The organism is Candidatus Palauibacter soopunensis, from assembly GCF_947581735.1.
In the GTDB taxonomy this organism is placed as follows: Bacteria; Gemmatimonadota; Gemmatimonadetes; order Palauibacterales; family Palauibacteraceae; genus Palauibacter; species Palauibacter soopunensis.
The window spans coordinates 46535-63678 of the sequence record NZ_CANPVT010000024.1 but is presented as its reverse complement, the minus strand read 5'-3'; the positions used below and the strand labels follow the sequence as shown (position 1 = coordinate 63678).

Annotated in this window: 19 protein-coding genes and 1 tRNA gene; 17 read left to right on the top strand and 3 right to left on the bottom strand. The window is 68.8% G+C overall.

Features of this window, described 5'->3' with window-relative positions:
• Nucleotides 1–2: 2 nt before the first annotated feature.
• From RN901_RS07490 to RN901_RS07450, 9 genes are all read left to right on the top strand, one after another.
• Nucleotides 3–380, top strand: coding sequence for a TraR/DksA family transcriptional regulator (locus RN901_RS07490; protein ID WP_310757552.1), 378 nt, complete (start codon nucleotides 3–5; stop codon nucleotides 378–380).
• Entirely contained in the window at nucleotides 373–930 is a 558-nt protein-coding gene (lspA, locus tag RN901_RS07485) for a signal peptidase II (protein ID WP_310757550.1), read from the top strand. The genes RN901_RS07490 and lspA overlap by 8 nt, the downstream gene beginning before the upstream one ends.
• Nucleotide 931: 1 nt before the next feature.
• Nucleotides 932–1924 (top strand): RluA family pseudouridine synthase, encoded by a 993-nt coding sequence (locus tag RN901_RS07480; protein ID WP_310757548.1) that lies wholly within the window; start codon nucleotides 932–934, stop codon nucleotides 1922–1924.
• A gap of 73 nt (nucleotides 1925–1997) precedes the next feature.
• Nucleotides 1998–2222, top strand: a complete 225-nt coding sequence (locus RN901_RS07475) for a hypothetical protein (RefSeq protein ID WP_310757546.1) — start codon at nucleotides 1998–2000, stop codon at nucleotides 2220–2222.
• Nucleotides 2223–2233: 11 nt separating this feature from the next.
• A tRNA-Val gene (locus tag RN901_RS07470) sits at nucleotides 2234–2308 on the top strand.
• Between the two features lie 13 nt (nucleotides 2309–2321).
• Nucleotides 2322–3251: a CopD family protein gene (locus RN901_RS07465; protein ID WP_310757544.1), complete on the top strand. Its 930-nt coding sequence runs from the start codon at nucleotides 2322–2324 to the stop codon at nucleotides 3249–3251.
• Nucleotides 3248–4549, top strand: a complete 1302-nt coding sequence (locus RN901_RS07460; RefSeq protein ID WP_310757542.1) for a Zn-dependent hydrolase — start codon at nucleotides 3248–3250, stop codon at nucleotides 4547–4549. Before RN901_RS07465 ends, RN901_RS07460 begins: the two co-directional genes overlap by 4 nt.
• Complete coding sequence (locus RN901_RS07455; protein WP_310757540.1) at nucleotides 4546–5961, top strand: aspartate aminotransferase family protein; 1416 nt, start codon at nucleotides 4546–4548, stop codon at nucleotides 5959–5961. The genes RN901_RS07460 and RN901_RS07455 overlap by 4 nt, the downstream gene beginning before the upstream one ends.
• Nucleotides 5961–6383 (top strand): hypothetical protein, encoded by a 423-nt coding sequence (locus RN901_RS07450; protein ID WP_310757538.1) that lies wholly within the window; start codon nucleotides 5961–5963, stop codon nucleotides 6381–6383. Before RN901_RS07455 ends, RN901_RS07450 begins: the two co-directional genes overlap by 1 nt.
• Nucleotides 6384–6406: 23 nt before the next feature.
• On the opposite strand, the gene RN901_RS07445 is transcribed toward RN901_RS07450, so the two are convergent.
• Entirely contained in the window at nucleotides 6407–7510 is a 1104-nt protein-coding gene (locus RN901_RS07445) for a carboxylate-amine ligase (protein ID WP_310757536.1), read from the bottom strand.
• 124 nt (nucleotides 7511–7634) lie between these two features.
• On the opposite strand from RN901_RS07445, the gene RN901_RS07440 reads away from it, so the two are divergent.
• Together RN901_RS07440 and RN901_RS07435 are read left to right on the top strand one after the other, a co-directional pair.
• Entirely contained in the window at nucleotides 7635–7958 is a 324-nt protein-coding gene (locus RN901_RS07440; RefSeq protein WP_310757534.1) for a hypothetical protein, read from the top strand.
• A 112-nt stretch (nucleotides 7959–8070) separates the two neighbouring features.
• Nucleotides 8071–8364 (top strand): HU family DNA-binding protein, encoded by a 294-nt coding sequence (locus RN901_RS07435; protein ID WP_310757532.1) that lies wholly within the window; start codon nucleotides 8071–8073, stop codon nucleotides 8362–8364.
• A gap of 76 nt (nucleotides 8365–8440) precedes the next feature.
• On the opposite strand, the gene RN901_RS07430 is transcribed toward RN901_RS07435, so the two are convergent.
• On the bottom strand, nucleotides 8441–9580 hold the full coding sequence (locus RN901_RS07430; RefSeq protein ID WP_310757530.1) for a VWA domain-containing protein: 1140 nt from the start codon (nucleotides 9578–9580) through the stop codon (nucleotides 8441–8443).
• Nucleotides 9577–10461 carry a MoxR family ATPase gene (locus RN901_RS07425; protein ID WP_310757528.1) on the bottom strand — a complete coding sequence of 295 codons (885 nt, stop codon included), beginning with the start codon at nucleotides 10459–10461 and terminating at the stop codon, nucleotides 9577–9579. The genes RN901_RS07430 and RN901_RS07425 overlap by 4 nt, the downstream gene beginning before the upstream one ends.
• 175 nt (nucleotides 10462–10636) lie before the next feature.
• Here RN901_RS07425 and RN901_RS07420 point away from each other — a divergent pair, with 175 nt between their 5' ends.
• The 6 genes from RN901_RS07420 (at nucleotide 10637) to RN901_RS07395 (ending at nucleotide 17038) form a co-directional block, all read left to right on the top strand.
• A complete protein-coding gene (locus RN901_RS07420; RefSeq protein ID WP_310757526.1) occupies nucleotides 10637–11104 on the top strand; it encodes an SRPBCC family protein in 468 nt (155 codons plus the stop codon).
• 142 nt (nucleotides 11105–11246) lie between these two features.
• Nucleotides 11247–13037 carry a tetratricopeptide repeat protein gene (locus tag RN901_RS07415; protein ID WP_310757524.1) on the top strand — a complete coding sequence of 597 codons (1791 nt, stop codon included), beginning with the start codon at nucleotides 11247–11249 and terminating at the stop codon, nucleotides 13035–13037.
• Nucleotides 13038–13214: 177 nt separating this feature from the next.
• On the top strand, nucleotides 13215–13646 hold the full coding sequence (locus tag RN901_RS07410) for a hypothetical protein (protein ID WP_310757522.1): 432 nt from the start codon (nucleotides 13215–13217) through the stop codon (nucleotides 13644–13646).
• 49 nt (nucleotides 13647–13695) lie between these two features.
• Nucleotides 13696–14658, top strand: a complete 963-nt coding sequence (gene rsmH / locus RN901_RS07405) for a 16S rRNA (cytosine(1402)-N(4))-methyltransferase RsmH (RefSeq protein WP_310757520.1) — start codon at nucleotides 13696–13698, stop codon at nucleotides 14656–14658.
• Nucleotides 14659–14792: 134 nt separating this feature from the next.
• Nucleotides 14793–15017: a hypothetical protein gene (locus RN901_RS07400; RefSeq protein ID WP_310757518.1), complete on the top strand. Its 225-nt coding sequence runs from the start codon at nucleotides 14793–14795 to the stop codon at nucleotides 15015–15017.
• On the top strand, nucleotides 15014–17038 hold the full coding sequence (locus RN901_RS07395) for a penicillin-binding transpeptidase domain-containing protein (protein ID WP_310757516.1): 2025 nt from the start codon (nucleotides 15014–15016) through the stop codon (nucleotides 17036–17038). The genes RN901_RS07400 and RN901_RS07395 overlap by 4 nt, the downstream gene beginning before the upstream one ends.
• Nucleotides 17039–17144 lie beyond the last annotated feature (106 nt).

Genomic DNA, 17144 nt, shown 5'->3' with positions numbered 1-17144 from the left:
GGATGAACGCGGAACAACGGAAACACATCGAGAAGAGACTGCTGGCGGCCCGGTCGCGCGCGACGCGGGAGCTCGGCCAGTACGACGACTCGTTCACGAGTTCCCTCCAGGGCGCGGATAGCGATCTGGCCGCCTACAGCTTCCATATGGCGGACCAGGGGACGGACGCCATGGAGCGGGAGAAGGCGTTCCTGTTCGCGAGCAAGGAGGGTCGGCTGCTCTACCACATCGACGAGGCGCTGAGGCGGCTCTATCGGAACCCGGAGCAATTCGGCCAGTGCGAGCACTGCGGCGACGAGATCAGCTTCGAGCGGCTCGACGCCCTCCCGCACGCGCGGCTCTGTATCCGGTGCAAGGAGAAGGAGGAGACGGGTGCGTGACCAGGAGTCGTCCGCTCTGCCGGGCAACGGCGATCTCGCCGCCCGCCTCTGGCTGACGCTCGTCCCGATCGTGGTCATCCTCGCGCTGGACATCGCGACCAAGGCGTGGGTCATGAACACGTTCGAACTGTACGAACGGACGCCGGTGATCGGCGACTTCTTCCGCTTCACCTACACGCACAACCGCGGCGCCGCCTTCGGGCTCGACATCGGCGAACATTCCCGGATCTTCTTTCTCATCCTCTCCCTGATCGCGCTCGGCGTGCTCGGCGTCCTCTATCGCGGCACCCCGTCCTCCGATCGGCTTCGCGTCCTCGCCATCTCGCTCGTATCGGCCGGCGCGCTCGGCAACATCTGGGATCGCATCCGGCTGGAAGCGGGGGTCGTGGACTTCCTCGACTTCGGCATCGGGGCCAGCCGTTTCCCCATCTTCAACATCGCGGATTCCGCCGTGACGGTCGGCGCGGTGCTGCTGCTGATCTCGTTCTGGCTCGAGGGCCGGCGCGAGAGGGAAGTGGCGGCTGCGGCGGCGGAGGCGACCCCCGAGTGAAGTGAGTCCGCCCGAATCCGATGCGGAGGGCGCGGGCGGGCGGCGGCTCATCGAGATCGGCGAGGGCGAGGACGCGGCCCCCGACCGGCTCGACCGCCTGCTGGCCGAACGTCTCTCCCTGAGCCGGGCCCGGGTCGCGCAACTCATCGCCGACGGCCACGTGACCGTCGGTGGACAGGTCATGCGGAAGCGGTACCGGCCGCGGGCGGGAGATCGAATCGAGATCGAACTGCCGCCCCCGGTCTCCACCCGGCTGGAGCCCGAGGACATCCCCGTCGCGATCCGATACGCGGACGACGACCTCGCGGTCGTCGAGAAACCCGCCGGACTCGTCGTCCACCCCGCGCCCGGTCATCCGGGAGGCACGCTCGTGAACGCCCTCCTCTTTCACCTCGGCGGCCTGTCGAGCATCGGGGGAGACCGCCGGCCCGGGATCGTGCACCGGCTGGACAAGGACACGAGCGGGCTCATGCTCGTCGCGCGCCGGGACGAGGCGCATCGGGCGCTGTCCGCCGCGCTCCGGCGCCGCGAGGTCGAGCGCGGGTACGTCGCGGCGGCCTGGGGACACCTCGACGAAGAACGCTTCACGGTGGATCGCCCGATCGGGCGCGACCCGCGCGACCGGAAGCGGATGGCCGTGCGCGAGGCCGGACGGCCCGCGGTGACGCACTTCAAGCGCTTGGAACGCTGGAACGCCGCGGAACTGCTCGCCGTGCGGCTCGCCACGGGGAGGACGCACCAGATTCGGGTACACCTCGGATCGCTCGGACACCCGGTCGTCGCGGATCCCATCTACGGGCCGGACTGGGAACGGGGGTTCGGCGGCGCGGGCGGCCGCTGGGCCACCGCGCTCCGGCGCCGGGCCGGGCGGCTCTTCCTGCACGCCGCGCACCTCGCGTTCGAGCACCCCGGAACCGGCGAGGCGCTGTCCTTCGCCTCGCCGTTGCCTTCGCCGCTCCGGGAGGCCGCGGAATGGGCCCGGGCGAGTTCGTGACGTGCTCCCGGCGGGCCGGGAACGCGCCTCCGTGGCGGTTGACGCATGTCGGAGGGACGTCTAGCGTCCGCACATGAATCAGGGAAGACGCGACCGGCGGAGCGGGGACGCCCCCGCCCGAGGCCTCCAGTTCGGAGTGGCCAACTACGTGGCGTTCGCGCTCGGCCTCACGTCGATCGCCGCCGGGTACGTGCTGCTCGACCGGGGGTCCGTGACGGCCGCACCGCTCCTGCTCGTCCTGGGCTATGTGGTGTTCCTGCCCGCCGGATTGATCCTCGGCTGGCGCAAGCTCAGCTAGCGGGCGATTCGGGGCGAATAGCTCAGCCGGTTCAGAGCGCCTGCCTTACAAGCAGGAGGTCGGGGGTTCGAATCCCTCTTCGCCCATTTGGTTACCGACATGTGGTTTCTGATCGGCACGCTCTCGCGTTGGGCGCTGTTCGCGGGCCTCCTCGTCGCGGTCGGAGCGGTGGCCTTCAAGCTGGTCGTCCTCCGGCGTTTCCCCGGGTTCGCGCCGGAGGAGGATGAAGCCGGCGGCGTGGCGCCCGAAAGGCTGGCCGCGCGGATCGGCGCCCTCGCGGTCCTGCTCGCCGGCGCGGGCGCCCTGGGTCGCCTCGCGGCGGAGGCGAGCATCTTTCGCGATCCGTTCGAACCCCTGGTGGCGGAGGTTCGGCTGCTCGTGGCCGGGACTTCCTGGGGTCGGGCGTGGCTCACACAGGTCGCCGCGGTCGTTCTCTCCGGGCTGGCTTTCGCGCTCGCCGCCACGCGGGGCGCGCGAGCGGAATTCGGCTGGATCGCGGCGACGGCGTGTGTGGCTCTTCTCGCGTACACGCCGGCGTTGGCCGGGCATGCAGCGGGTGCCGAACACTTCGTCACTCCCGCGATTACCGCCGACATCTTCCACATGGTGGCGGGAGGCGCGTGGCTGGGCACGTTGGCCGTGATGGCAGGAGTCCTTTATTTCGGCCGGCGCCGGGGGGGTTCGGTATCGAAGCGACGCGTCGTCGACTGGATCTCGGCCTTCTCGCCGCTCGCGCTGGGCTCGGCGGCGGTCATCGCGGTCACCGGACTCTTCGCGGCGTGGCTCCATCTCGGGGCGGTCTCGGCGCTCTGGACCGAACCCTACGGCCGGACGCTGAGTCTGAAGCTCCTCGTCCTCCTCGCGATCGTGGGTTGCGGCGCGTACAACTGGCGGCGCGCTCGCGGCCGAGTCGCGGACGCCGGGGATCCGCCCCGCCTCCCGCCGACCGTAACGGTCGAGTTGAGCGCGGCGGGCCTGCTTCTCCTCGTCACGGCCATCCTCACCGGTACGACACCCCCCGCCCATTGATCTCCTCACTCCGGGTGAACGGAGACCGGCTCTGGGGACGCCTCGAGGAGATGGCGCGCATCGGAGCCACTCCTGCCGGGGGCGTCCACCGCCTCGCGCTGAGCGACGAGGACCGTCGAGCCCGCGATCTCTTCCGGTCGTGGGCCGAGTCGCTGGGCCTCGCGGTGTCCGTCGACGGGATCGGCAACATGTTCGCCCGCCGGGAAGCAAGCGGCGCCGGGGCGGCCGAGAGCCGACCCCCTCTCGTGCTCGGGAGCCACCTCGACAGCCAGCCTACGGGGGGCCGGTTCGACGGGCCGCTCGGCGTCCTCGCGGCGCTGGAGGTCGCGGAAACGCTCGAGGAGCACGGGGTCCGGACGGCTCGTCCGATCGAGGTGGTGAACTGGACGAACGAGGAAGGCGCCCGTTTTCCGCCCGCCATGATGGGCTCGGGCGTGTTTTCGGCCCGCTTCGACCTCGCGGACGCCCTCGGCGCTACGGACCCGGACGGGGTCACGGTGTCCGACGCCATCGACCGCATCGGCTATCGCGGCGCGGTTCCCGTCGGGGGCCGCCCGATCGCCGCCGCGCTTGAGCTGCACATCGAGCAGGGCCCGATCCTCGAGGAGAGCGGATGCGAGATCGGCGTGGTGACGGGCGTACAGGGCGCCCGCTGGTTCGACCTGACGATCGTGGGAGAAGAGGCGCACGCGGGGTCGACGCCGATGTCCCGGCGGACGGATCCGGCGGCCGTGCTCGGGCGGTTCCTCGTCGACGCGTATCGCCGCATCGAACGCGACTTCGCGCCGCACGGACGGCTGACCTTCGGCGTTATGGCGGCAGAGCCGGCGTCGCGGAACACGGTGCCCGGGAGCGTCACCGTCAGCGTGGACCTCCGTCACCCCGATGATCCGACCCTCGACGACATGGAAGAGTGTCTGCGCGAGACGGCGAACCACGCCTGCCTCGAACGCGGGGCGGCGTGGCGGCTCGATGACGTCTGGCGCTCGCCTCCCGTCCAGTTTTCCGGCCGGTGCATCGACGCAGTCCGCGCGGCGGCGGATCTGTGCGGTTATTCCTCCATGCCGATGGTGGCCGGCGCCGGCCACGACTCCGTGCACACGAACGACGTCGCGCCGACGGGGATGATCTTCGTCCCCTGCGAAGGCGGCATCAGTCACAACGAGGCGGAGAACATCACGCCCGCGCAGGCGGAGGCGGGCGCCAACGTCCTCCTCCACGCGGCGCTCGGACTCGTGGAGCCGACGCCGGCTGATATGTTGTCCGCGCCGACAAACCAACCAGGAGGCGCCGCGTGACCGCCACGACGAACACCGCCACGAAGAGCCCTGCCGCGGCGACCCCCGCCGGGACCGCCACGGCTCAATGGCAGGACCTCGACCGACGCCATCACGTCCACCCCTTCATCGACCCCCGGATCGTGGCCGAGAAGGGGACGCGCGTGATCGTGGGCGCCGAGGGTCGCCACCTCATCGACTCCGACGGCCGGCGCATCCTCGATGGCATGGGTGGCCTGTGGTGCGTGAATCTCGGCTACGGACGGGAGGAACTGGCGAGGGCCGCGTACGACCAGATGGTCGAGCTTCCCTACTACAACACGTTCTTCCGTTCGGCGCCCCCGGCCACGATCGAGCTGTCGCGGGTCCTCGCGAAACTCACGCCCGGCGCGATCGCGCACACCTTCTTCTCGAGTTCCGGCTCCGAGGCGAACGACACCATCGTCCGCCTCGTCCGCCGATACTGGGACCTCCGCGGGAAACCCGAAAAGAAGACGTTCATCAGCCGCACCTACGCGTATCACGGCAGCACGATGGCGGCCGCCAGCCTGGGCGGCTTCGAGGCCATGCACGCGGTGGGCGACCTGCCGCTGCCCGGCTTCGAGCACGTCATGCCCCCTTACTGGTTCGCCATGGGAGCGCAGGACGAGACGCCGGAGGAGACCGGGGCGCGGGCGGCGCGGGCGGTGGAGGAGAAGATTGCGGAACTCGGCGCGGATCGCGTGGCGGCGTTCATCGGCGAGCCCGTCATCGGCGCCGGAGGCGTCATCGTGCCGCCGGACAACTACTGGCCCGAGGTGCAGCGCATCTGCCGCGAGAACGATGTGCTCGTGGTCTGCGACGAGGTGATCACCGGCTTCGGCCGCACGGGCGAGTGGTTCGGCGCCCAGAAGTTCGGGATCGAGGCGGATCTCATGACGATCGCCAAGGGACTCACCTCCGGCTATCTCCCGATGTCCGCCGTGCTCATGACCGATGCGGTGTTCGACGTTCTGGCCGAAGGGGGGGTGATCCCGCACGGGTACACCTATTCGGGCCATCCGGTCTCCGCCGCCGTGGCCCTGGAGAATCTCCGGCTCATGCAGGAGGAAGGCGTCGTCGACCGCGTGAGAGATGACACCGGCCCCTACTTCCAGGCGCGGTTGAGGGAATTGAACGACCACCCGCTCGTGGGCGAAGTGCGGGGCGTCGGACTCGTGGCCAGCGTCGAACTCTCGAAGGACAAGACGGCCCGGGAGCTGTTCGAGCCCATGGGCGAGGTGGGAGCCCTCTGTCACGAGCATCTCTATGACGAGGGGGTCGTATTCCGCGCCATGCGCGACGTCATCTGCACGAGTCCGCCGCTCACGATCACGCGCGACGAGATCGACGAGCTCGTGACCAAGGCCCGTGCGGGCATCGATCGGACGGCGCGGGATCTCGGCATGATGTGATGGGACTGCACGGCCGGCGGGCGCATCGGGCCGCCCTCGGAGCGGTGCTGTGCGCGATTTCGGCCGCCTGCGCCGGCGGGGGCGACCGGCCGGAGGGCGGACCGCGGCCGGAGACGGCGGGCCATGACTTCCGGCTCGGCTACCACGTCTCGTGCAGCGTGAGCGACGACTGCCGCGTCCAGTACATCGACGAGACAGGCGCACTCCGCGCCCGCGACATCGTCGGCGAGTGGGAACTGGATCTGGGCGCGAACCGGGGGGCGCGGCTCTGGGTGCGCGCCGGCGCCGGCGGTTGTCCCCCGAAGGCCGTGAGGGTCGAGATCCGGATGGGGGCGGACATCGTGGCCGAGCACGTCGAGCGCCCGCCGTCGGGTTCCCGCTGCAGCTGGATCCTTGCCGAGGCGGAGTTCCGCGTCCCCTGATCCGGCGTCTGGCGGGCGGCCCGCTAGACGCCTTCGGCGGTCTCCGCGATCAGGTGTCGGACCACGGCCCGCACGTCGCCGGTCTCCTCGTACACGGCGATCTGCCGCTGCGAACTCGACCCTTCCCGGAGGATCCGGAGCGCGTATTCCACCTCCGCCCGGGTGCCGAGTTCGTCGACCACGTCGTCGAGGAACCACTCGATGATCTCGATGATCAGATCCGCCGCCGGATGCTCGCTCTGCCGCCCGAAATCGATGAGCTTGCCGGTCAGCCCGTACCTGGCCGCGCGCCACTTGTTCTCCGCGAGCAGGACTTCGGGGTACTGGCGGAAGGTGAGGTTGTCCCGCCGCAGCTTCCACAGCTTCGCCACGATCCCCTGGAAGATGGCGGCGATGCACACGACTTCCTCCACGCGCGTGCACATGTCGCACACGCGGAACTCGAGGGTCGGGAACTTGTGATTGGGACGGACGTCCCACCAGATCTTGCTCGAATCCGGGATCGTGTTCGAGCGGACCATCGTCTCGATGAAGTGCTCGTACTCGTTCCAGCTTCCGAAGCTCATCGGGATGCCCGTGCGCGGAAAGTTCCGCCAGATGATGCTGCGGTAGGAGTGCAGCCCCGTCTTCGACCCTTCCCAGAAGGGGGAACTCGTGGAGAGCGCGAGCACGTGGGGGAGGAAGTACCGCGAGACGTTCATCGCGTCGACCATGAAGTCCCGGTCCTCGATGCCCACATGGATGTGGGTGCCGAAGATCAGGTTCCGCTCGGCGACCTGCTGCAGGTCCTCGCGCAACCCGACGTAGCGCGCGAGCGGCGTGATGTCCTGCTGCTCCCAGGTCGAGAAGGGATGGGTGCCCGCGGCCACGATGGCGAGCCCCTTTTCGGCGACCGTGCCGCTGACGAGGCGGCGCATGCGCAGCACCTCCTCGCGCGCCTCCGCCACATCCCGGCAGACCTCGCTCGCCGTCTCCACGCAGGCCTGATGAAGCTCCGGGTGAATCTGCTCGCGCGTCTCCTCATCACCTTCGAGAATCTCGGTGATGAACGACGTGAGTTCGCCGGTCTCCGGATGGACGACCTGGTATTCCTCTTCGATCCCGAGCGTAAGTGAAGGCGCTTTCATGTGACCCTCTCGAGAGAGCGTTTCGGAGCCGCGGGGGCAAGCTACTTTCGAGGATCGCCGGAAGCCATGTATGTTCCTCCGTCCCCGATCCGATCCGACCTGTTTTTCCGACACGGAGGCACCATTGATCGACTGGCTCTTGGCAATCTGCATCTTCTGGCTTGTGGCTGCGGTCTTCTTCGGCGGCCTCTACGACGCGGAGACCGGATCACCCGGCCGCCAGGTGCTGGGGCTTCTGCTCAATTTCGTCGTGTTCCTCGGCATCTTCGCGGTGCTGCGGCTCGCCCTCGGCGGCCTGGGAGGAGAGAGTGGATTCCTGCGCACGGTGTGGGGGACCGTCGTGCCCACGGCCCTGCCGACAATGCTGCTGGGCCGGATCGGGAAGGTGGTCTTCAAGCTCGCGGGCGTCACGATGACGCGGAAAGTGTTCTCGGCGGACGCCCACTAGCCGGACCCTTCCGCGGGCGGAATCGCGCGCCGCACTTGCAATCCGGCCATGGTGGGCGAATTATGCGCCCGGATCGCTGGTCGGAGCTTACTTTCAACAGGGAGAACCCAGGATGACCAAAGACGATTTCGCGGCGAAGCTCGCCTCGCAGGCCGGCCTGAGCAAAGCCAGCGCGCGGGATGTGATCGACTGCATTTTCTCGACGGATGCAGGCAAGGGGATCATCGCAGGCGAGCTTGACGCCGGCCGCGACTTCACGGTCACAGGCTTCGGCACGTTCGGGACCCGGCACCGCAAGGCGCGCATGGGTCGGAACCCTCAGACCGGCGCGTCGATTCAGATCGCGGCCATGAACGTTCCCACGTTCAAGGCGGGCAAGGGGCTCAAGGACCGCGTCCGAGCCTAGAACGGCATCGCGACGGGACTCGGAGTCGTCCGGGTCCCGTCGCGATCGTCTCCAACTCCGTTCCTTCCTTCTCCAGTCACAATCTGAGCAGCCCCGGGAGCGTCCTCAGCGCTTCGAGGCTGTGCCCTGACTGGAAGTAGTCCACGTACGGGAGCGCGGTGCGCATGCCCCTGGCTTCGGGCGCGTAGCGCGAACTCTCGAGCAGGGGATTGAGCCAGATCACCCGGCGCGCGCGCCGCGGAATCCAACCCAAGGCGCGCCGGAGGGGTTCGACCTCGCCCTGGTCGAGTCCGTCGGAGAGGATGATGACGAGCGTCCGCCGGCTGAGCATCCGCTGGCCGTGCCGGGTCACGAACGTCTCCAGGCACTCGCCGATCCGGGTCCCGCTCGACCAGCCGCGGGCCCGCAGGCGATCCAGCGCGGGATCGATCTCTTCGCCGGCCAGCCACGGCGTGAGGTGCGTGAGACGGGTGCTGAACGCGAAGGTCTGGATGTCTCGCGCTCGGCCGCACCCCAGAAGGAAACGCAGCAGGAAGCGACTGTAGCGCTCCATCGAGCCGCTCACGTCGCACAGGACGACCAGTTGCGGTGGTACGTGCCGTCGTCGCCGCCGCGCCAGGCGAACGAGCTCGCCCTCGTGCGCGACGAGCGACCTCAGCGTTCTCCGCACGTCGATCGGCCCCCGGCGGCCTCCGGGCTCCAGTCGGCGGCTGCGTCGCGTGGACAGCCGCACCATCAGCCGCTCGAGCCAGGCGTCGACCTCGCGCAGTTCCTCGTCGCCGATCGAGGCGAAGGAGCGCCGCGCGAGCGAGTGGGCGGCGCTGTACACGGCGCCGATCGGGCGCTCCCGGGAGTCCGGCTCGTCGCGCATCTGCTCCCCGAAATCGTCGCGGGCCACCGCCATGGGCCCGTCCGGCACGGAAAGCGCGCTGGCCGCTGGCCGGTCCCCCCGGTCCGCCGCGGCCTTCGACAGGAGATCCTCGACAGCGGATGACGGTTGCCCTCCCCGCCACCACGCGGGGAAGCAGCGCTCGAAGATCTCGAGGTCCGCGGCGCTCGAGCAGAAGGCCGCGCGGAGGCCCGCTCTGACGTCCTCCATGTCCTCCGTGTCGATATGCGGGAGCGCGGCGATGGCCGCCGTGGACTCGGAGAGCGCGCAGGCCACGCCTTCGCCGCGCAGTCGCCGGCCCAGGTCGACGACGCGCTCCGGCGTCAACGCCCCCCGTCCCCCGGCGGGGCGAGCAATTCCTCCAGCCGCTCCTCCGTCAGCCCGGCGAGGTCGTTCGGGTCCTTCACGAGCGCCCCGATCGCGTCGCGCGCCGTCGCCGGGCGCAGGGGGTCCGGCCCCAGGTGCTCCAGAGCCGCGGCGAAATCCAGCGTCTCCGCCACACCGGGGGGCTTCGCGAGCCGTTCGCGCCGCAGCCGCTGGGCCAGCTTCACGGCCTCCCGCGCCCGGGCGGCCGCGATGTCCGGGCGTCGCCGCCGCAGGATCTCGACCTCTCGCTTCGGCTCCGGATAATCGATCCACAGATAGAGACAGCGCCGCCGCAGCGCGTCGGACAGCTCGCGCGTCCCGTTCGATGTGAGCACGACGACGGGCCGCGTCCGCGCCTCGACCGTGCCCAGTTCCGGAATCGAGACCTGGAAGTCCGACAGCAACTCGAGCAGGAACGCCTCGAACTCCTCGTCCGCCCGGTCCACCTCATCGATGAGAAGGACCGGACGCGTCTCGCAGCGAATCGCGCGCAGGAGCGGCCGCTCGAGAAGAAAGTCCGGCCCGAAGATCGTACGCTGGACCGCCTCGGCATCGCCGTCGCCGTCCTGAAGGCGGATGTGGAGGAGCTGCTTCTGGTAGTTCCACTCGTAGAGGGCCGTGGGAAGGTCGAGCCCCTCGTAGCACTGGAGACGAATGAGTTCCGCCCCGAGCCACATGGAGACCGCCTTGGCGATCTCGGTCTTGCCGACGCCGGCGGCCCCCTCGACGAGGAGCGGTTTCTCCATGGCGAGGCCGAGATGGACGGCCGTCGCGATCCCGCGGTCGGCGATGTAGCCCACCGCTTCGAGTTCCTCGATGATCTTCGCGATGTCCGGTTGCAAGGCGACGACCTCCCCGGTTGCGGGTGCGACGCGGCGATCTCAGCTTCCGGTGGAAGCCGATCCGCGGTAGAGCCGCTCCCGGCAATATAACCGCTCCCCCGGAGACGACGCCCGACCCGCGATCCGTTCCCGTCCGGCTTCGCTCCACGCACACGCAAACCTCCGAGGAACGACGATGGCGATCGAGATAGAAAAGAGTTTCGATGTCCCGCAGAGCGTGGACGAGGTCTGGAGCTTTCTGACGGATCCCGAGCGCATCGTCGAGTGCCTGCCGGGCGCGACACTGCTCGAAGCCGTTGACGAGCGTACGTACCGGGGCGAGATCGGGCTCAAGCTCGGCCCCATCGGGACCCGCTTCCTGGGCGAGATCCGCTTCGACGAACTCGATGCCCGGCGGCATCACATGAAGATGACGGGAGAGGGACGGGATCGCCGCGGCAGCGGCAACGTGAGAATGACGATGTTGAGTCAACTCCGGTCTGTAGAAGAGGAGGGGGTCGGAGGAACCCGGATATGGGTGTCGCAGTCCATCGCGCTGACCGGACGGCTGGCGTCGTTCGGGCGCGGCGGCGTGATTCAATCGGTCTCGAATGTTATGTTCAATCGCTTCACGGGCTGTGTGCGTGAGAAGCTGGCGCAGTGATCCTCGGATCGCGACTTGCGCGCGGCGGCGGCTTGCATTAATCGACCTTGATACCCTTGTTTCGAAGTAATGCCGGTTTTGGTGTGTCGCACGGCCCTGTGATCCGTGCGCTGTCTGTTGCACGAACGGTCCGAGGTAATCGATGAGAAGCACGCGGAACATTCTCCCGTGGGTGGCGGCCGGGGTCGCCGTCCTCTCCCTTCCGGCGGCGCCTCGGGCGCTCGAAGCGCAGACGAGCGACCTGACGATCCTTGTCGCGCCCGTCGCGGCGACCGAGCCGGTCGACCGCCGTTTCGGGGAGCGCATCGCCGAAGAAATCCGGGATGGGCTCAAGATTTTCCCCGGCTACATCGCCATCGAACGCGATGATGCGCGTGATCTGATCGACGACTACGATCTCGACGAGAGAACGATGACCGCGATCGACTGGCGGCAGCTCGGGCTGCAGATGGAGGCCGCCCTCGTCATGGTCGGGACGGCGGTCGCGACCGGCGGAGGGGTTGAGGTCGACGTCAACTTCATCGAGCCCCGCAGCGGGGACGAACTCCCGATGACGGCGTTCACGGTGGCGGACGACGACTCCCACGAAGAGGCGGGCGCCCAGATCATGGGACAGCTCGGGCGGGGCGTCGAGTACCTCCGTTCGCTTGCGTTCTGCGGCGACTACCTCGCCTCCGAACAGCCCATGGAGGCGATCTCCAACTGCAACGCGGCCCTGGCGCTCAACCCCGACAGCGACCGGGCGCACTATCTGCGGGGCCGCGCGCACATGCTCAACGAGGCGTGGGGCGACGCGGCCACCGACCTGCAGGGCGTAGTCGACAACAACGCGTCGGACACCGAAGCCCTGGAATCCCTCGCGTTCACGTACGCGCAGCTGGGCGACGGCGCCGCGTCGCTTCGCTACTACCAGCGGTATCTCGACTTCCGGCCGGACGAAGTGGACATCCGGTTGCGGATCGCCTACGACCTCACGCAGGCCGGGAGTTGGGCCGAGACGGTGCAACTCCTCCAGGACGGCGTGGAGCGCGCGCCGGACAACGTGGACCTCCTCGAGTACCTGACGGGCGCGGCTCTGCAGGCCGGACAGACCGACGGGGCCGTGACCGACGCCGCCATGATCCGGGTCGCCGTCGACGCTTCCGGCAAGCTCGTGGATCTGCAGGGCGACGCCGTGAACCCCTCGACGCTCTCCAACGCGACGAACGCGTACATGCTCCTCGAGGAGTACGACGCCGCGCTCGCGTTCTCGGATCAGGCGCTCGAGTCCATTTCAAGTTCCGACGGCAGCGGCGAAGGCGAGATGTCCCGCGAGGAATTGCTCGCCCAGGTGCACTCTTCCCGCGCGACGATCTACGATCGGATGGAGAATCCGGAGATGGGCGTCGCGGAGCTCGAGCAGGCGCTGGCGTACAACCCGGACGTGCCGAACGGCCGGCAGCGCCTCGCGGCGCTCAAGCTGCAGACGGGCGACGTCGAGGGGGCGGTCGCGGACTTCCGTGCCGCTGTGGAAAACGGGGCGGACCCGAATCAGATCGCGAACGCGATCTTCAGCCTGGCCTACACGAATCACTTCGAGGCGCAGTCCAGGGCGCTGTCCAACCCGGCCACGATCGATGTGCGTGAGGTCGCCACGGCGCTCGAACTGTTCGCCGTCGCCGCGGAGTTCGTCCAGGATCCGGCCGCGTCGGAGCAGATGCACTTCTTCATCGCGTTCGGCTACTACCTGCAGGGAAGCGCCTACGACAGCCGCAACGAAGACGATGAGGCCTGCGCGCCCGCGCGGAGCGCCCTGAACGCCTTCCAGCGGGTGAGCACGCACCTGGCACAGGCGGGGAGCCACCAGGCCGGCAGCCAGCAGCAGATCCGCGAGGCGATCGATGTCCAGCTGTACCGCCAGGAGTCGATTATCGAGGCGTCCTGCAGCCGATAAACTCCGAGGAGCCCGGCCCGCTGCGCTGCGGGCCGGGCTCTTTTTTTGTCCTCGCGATGGTATGAGATGGGGAGAAAAGGGGTTGACACCCATCGCCATGCCCTATAAGGTGGGTTTCGGTGGGTGGAAACGGGTCGTTCTGGGAGGGACACCCTCGAAGAATGTCGAAGGCACGATTTGCCAGGCTTTCTGGGGAGTTATCGACATCAACTCGACTCGCAGGGTCGGGTCAGCCTACCGGCGCCTTTTCGAAAGGGCCGGGAACGGGAGCCGTTCGTCCTCCTCAAGACGCAACCCGACGCGCTGTCGCTCTATCCGGAAGACGCCTGGGCAGACGTGCAGGACGAACTCCGGGAGATGTCGAGACGGCAACCGCACTTTCGCCCCCAGGTGCTTCGCGTGACGGCGGACGCCGTGCAGGTCTCGCCGGACGCGCAGGGACGGATCCTGATACCGGAGAGGATGCGAAAAGCGGTCGCGCTCGGAAGTGAAGCTCTGGTCGTGGGCGCGATCAGCCACGTCCAGATCTGGAATCCGGAGACGTTCGAGAGCGTGACGAGTGAGACGGACGAGGACTTCGATCGATTGATAGAGACGGTGTTCGCATGACGGGTTTTCCGATCACGGCACGGTGGGGGGAGTCGAGGAAGCCGACGGAGTGACAGAGGAGACGTTTCGGCACACTCCGGTCATGCCGGATGAGGTGCTGCGGTGGCTTCGCCCGGAGTGCGGAGGCGTTTTCCTGGATGCGACGGTCGGCGGTGCGGGGCATGCGATCCGGCTGCTGGAGACCGGATCGGCCGTGCGCGTGATCGGGATCGATCAGGATGCGGAGGCGATCGAGGCCGCGAAACGGCGGCTCGCCTCGGCAGGCGAACGGGTGAAGCTGATACGGGCGAACTTCAGGGACGTGGCCCGTCCGGAGTTCGCCGCGGAGATGGACGGTCTGGCGGGAGCCCTGATGGACCTGGGCGTCTCGTCGCACCAGATCGACACACAGAGGCGCGGTTTTTCGTTCCGTCCGGGCACGCCGTTGCGCATGCGGATGGACGAGAGGGCGCGCGACACAAGGTCCGCCGCCGAGTTGCTGAATCGGGCGGACGAACGCGAGTTGGGCCGGGTCTTCCGTGATGGGGAAGAGCGTAGGTGGCGGACGCTCTCACGTGAGGTGGTGCGGCGGAGGAAGATCCGGCCCTTCAGCACGAGTGACGACCTCGTAGCCGCGTTGTCGGCGGTGCTGGGTCGGTCGGCGCAGGAGAAGCAGAAAGCCAGGCTGTTCCAGGCTCTGCGGATCGCGGTCAACGACGAGTTGTCCGCGCTGAGCGAGGGGCTCGAAGGGATACGGGGCCGGCTCGCTCCGGGTGGGCGGTTGGCGGTGCTGTCGTACCACTCGCTGGAGGACCGGTTGGTGAAGGATGCGTTTCGAAACTGGTCTGCCGACTGCCGCTGCCCTCCGGGTCTTCCGGAGTGCCGGTGCCGGGGACAGTCGCTGGGTCGGACGCTGACGCGCCGGCCTTCGCGCCCCTCGGCCGAGGAGGTAGCCCGGAATCCGCGGGCACGCAGCGCGCGACTCCGAGTGTGGGAGAAGCGCGGTACGGACGAGCAGGCGGGCGGCGCATGAACCAGGGGAGCGGGAGCGTACGGAGGGTCCGTCGCAGAACGCTCCTGCGGTGGATGGCTGTCGGGGTGGCAGTCATCGCGCTGGCAGCTTCGTTGGCGCGCGTGGTCCGTCGGGGCGAGGAAGGGCGGAGGTTGATGGCCGAGCTTCGAGGAATCGAGGCGGAGGATCGGGTCGTCACGGACCGGATCGACGCGGCGCGGGCGCGGGTCGATTCACTCGCGGCGCCGGCGCGGATAGAACCCGCGGCGGAAGCACTTGGACTGCAGAGGGCAGGGGAAGAGCAACTGCTGCAGGTCGATGCCGGATACTCGCCGGCTGAAGAAGAAGTGGAGGCCTCCGGCAGGGGAGCGGACAGGTGACGCGTTTCGGCATTCACAGCACGACGCAGCTCGAGGGCTTTGCGGGCGACGCGCGCGAGGCGGCGCTCGCACGCACGCAGCGCACCCGGCATCGTGCGCTGGGCGTCGCGTTCACCCTCGTCGCGTTGGCGTATGCCGTGCGCCTGGGCGACCTCCAGATCCTCGAAGGCGAGGCGCATCGCGCGAGGCAGGTCGCACAGAGCGCCGAATGGGAGTTGTTGCCCGCGGTACGCGGGCGGATTCTGGATCGTCGCGGCCGCGTCCTCGCGGCGCCGGACACGCGATACCAGGTCTTTCTGGCCGTAGACGAACTGCGCGTCGACCGGGCCGAGGCCATCGAGACGGTTGCCTCGGTCGTGCCGGTGGCGCCGGAGCGCCGGAGCGCCATCGCGGAAGCCGCGGGCGGTTGGTCCCTCGTCGCGAGCGACGTGAGTGACGAGGAACGTGTTCGGCTACAGCGGACGATCGGACGTGGGATCTACTTCGAGAGCCGGTCCGCGAGAGAATACCCCCGCAGCATGGGCCGCCGTCTCATCGGCGCCGTGGGGTCCGATGGCCGGGGCGGAACGGGCCTCGAGGCCGATCTCGACTTCTGGCTCGTCGGCCAGCCCGGCCGCGCGGAGGTTCGACTCGATGGCCATCGCAACGCCTACCGTCCGCCCGGCGGACAGGTCGTCGAGGCGGTGCCCGGACACGATGTCGTGCTCACGCTCGACGCCGAACTGCAGCGGATCGCCGAGAACGAACTTGCGCGCGCGCTCGCGAAGACGGGGGCGGGCGGGGGCGACATCGTCCTCCTCGATCCGCGTACCGGCGAGATTCTCGCGCTGGCGAGCGAGCGCACCGACGGAGCGGCCGACCGGATCTCGGGTCTCAGCGATCCGTACGAACCCGGCTCCACGCTGAAGCCGTTCCTTCTCGCGTCCCTCCTCAGCGAAGATCTCGTCGATCTGGACGAGATCGTGGATGTCGAGGATGGCCGGCTGCGGATCGGCTCGAGGGTGATCTCGGACGTCCACGGCTACGACACGCTCAGCGTGCGAAGGATCATCTCCAAATCGAGCAACGTGGGGGCCGCGAAGCTGTCCGCCCGCCTGACGCCCGCAGTCCAGCATCGCTACCTGCGTGACTTCGGTTTCGGCATCCGGACACAGTTGGGGCACCTCGCCGAATCGCCGGGGCGCCTCCGCCGGCCCGAGTCGTGGACCTCGCTCAGCCCCGCTTCGCACGCGATCGGGTACGAGATCTCCGCCACATCCCTGCAACTCGCCCTGGCCTATGGGGCCATCGCGAACGGCGGCGTGCTGATGCGGCCGAGCCTCGTCCGGGAGATACGGGATCCGTCCGGGCACCTGGTGCGCCGCTTCGACCCGACTCCGGTGAGGCGCGTCATTTCCGAGGAAGTGGCGGCGGCGGTTCGCGGGGTGCTGGAGGAGGTCGTCCGGGACGGCACCGGAACGCTCGCGAGCATGGCGCGGTTCGCGGTCGCCGGAAAGACGGGAACGGCCCGCCTCGCCGTGGACGGCCGCTACGCACCGGGACGGTACCGCGCCTCCTTCGTCGGCTTCGCGCCGGCGGATGACCCGCGAATCGTCATCCTCACGCGACTCGAAGACCCGAAGGGCGGTGTCTACTACGGGGGCGCGATCGCGGCGCCTACAAGCCAGGCGACCCTCAAGGCGGCGCTCGCGGCTGATGGCGTGCAGGTGGATCCACGTCTCGTCGTCTCCGACGCTCGTCCCCGGCCGTGGTCCGGCGGGCCTGCGGCCGGCTCGCCGGAGGGTGCCGTCATCTTCGCCTCGAGCGGTACGGGCGTGGACGGTACGCCCGACGGGACCGACACGAGCGGGAGGGGCGTCGTCGCGCTGCCGGACCTGGCCGGACTGTCCGCGCGGGCGGCGGCCGCGCGCCTGCACGCGCTCGGTCTCCGCGTGGAGTGGCGCGGACAGGGGGCCGTCGTGGGACAGAGCCCCGCGCCCGGGAGTGAGTTGCTCCGGGGTGGGACCGTCGTCCTGAGATAGCCGAGAGGGCCTCTCGCGAACGAAGACGGGTCTCGGGAATACAAGACTGGAGGGAGGTTAACCACTGGACTTTGCCGCAACAGCCAACAACGAACCGACAGGTTGA

Coding starts and splice junctions, on each gene's coding strand:
- RN901_RS07490 (WP_310757552.1), top strand. CDS start 3: ATGAACGCGGAACAACGGAAACACATCGAGAAGAGACTGCTGGCGGCC.
- RN901_RS07475 (WP_310757546.1), top strand. CDS start 1,998: ATGAATCAGGGAAGACGCGACCGGCGGAGCGGGGACGCCCCCGCCCGA.
- RN901_RS07465 (WP_310757544.1), top strand. CDS start 2,322: ATGTGGTTTCTGATCGGCACGCTCTCGCGTTGGGCGCTGTTCGCGGGC.
- RN901_RS07450 (WP_310757538.1), top strand. CDS start 5,961: ATGGGACTGCACGGCCGGCGGGCGCATCGGGCCGCCCTCGGAGCGGTG.
- RN901_RS07445 (WP_310757536.1), bottom strand. CDS start 7,510: ATGAAAGCGCCTTCACTTACGCTCGGGATCGAAGAGGAATACCAGGTC.
- RN901_RS07435 (WP_310757532.1), top strand. CDS start 8,071: ATGACCAAAGACGATTTCGCGGCGAAGCTCGCCTCGCAGGCCGGCCTG.
- RN901_RS07420 (WP_310757526.1), top strand. CDS start 10,637: ATGGCGATCGAGATAGAAAAGAGTTTCGATGTCCCGCAGAGCGTGGAC.
- RN901_RS07415 (WP_310757524.1), top strand. CDS start 11,247: ATGAGAAGCACGCGGAACATTCTCCCGTGGGTGGCGGCCGGGGTCGCC.
- RN901_RS07400 (WP_310757518.1), top strand. CDS start 14,793: ATGGCCGAGCTTCGAGGAATCGAGGCGGAGGATCGGGTCGTCACGGAC.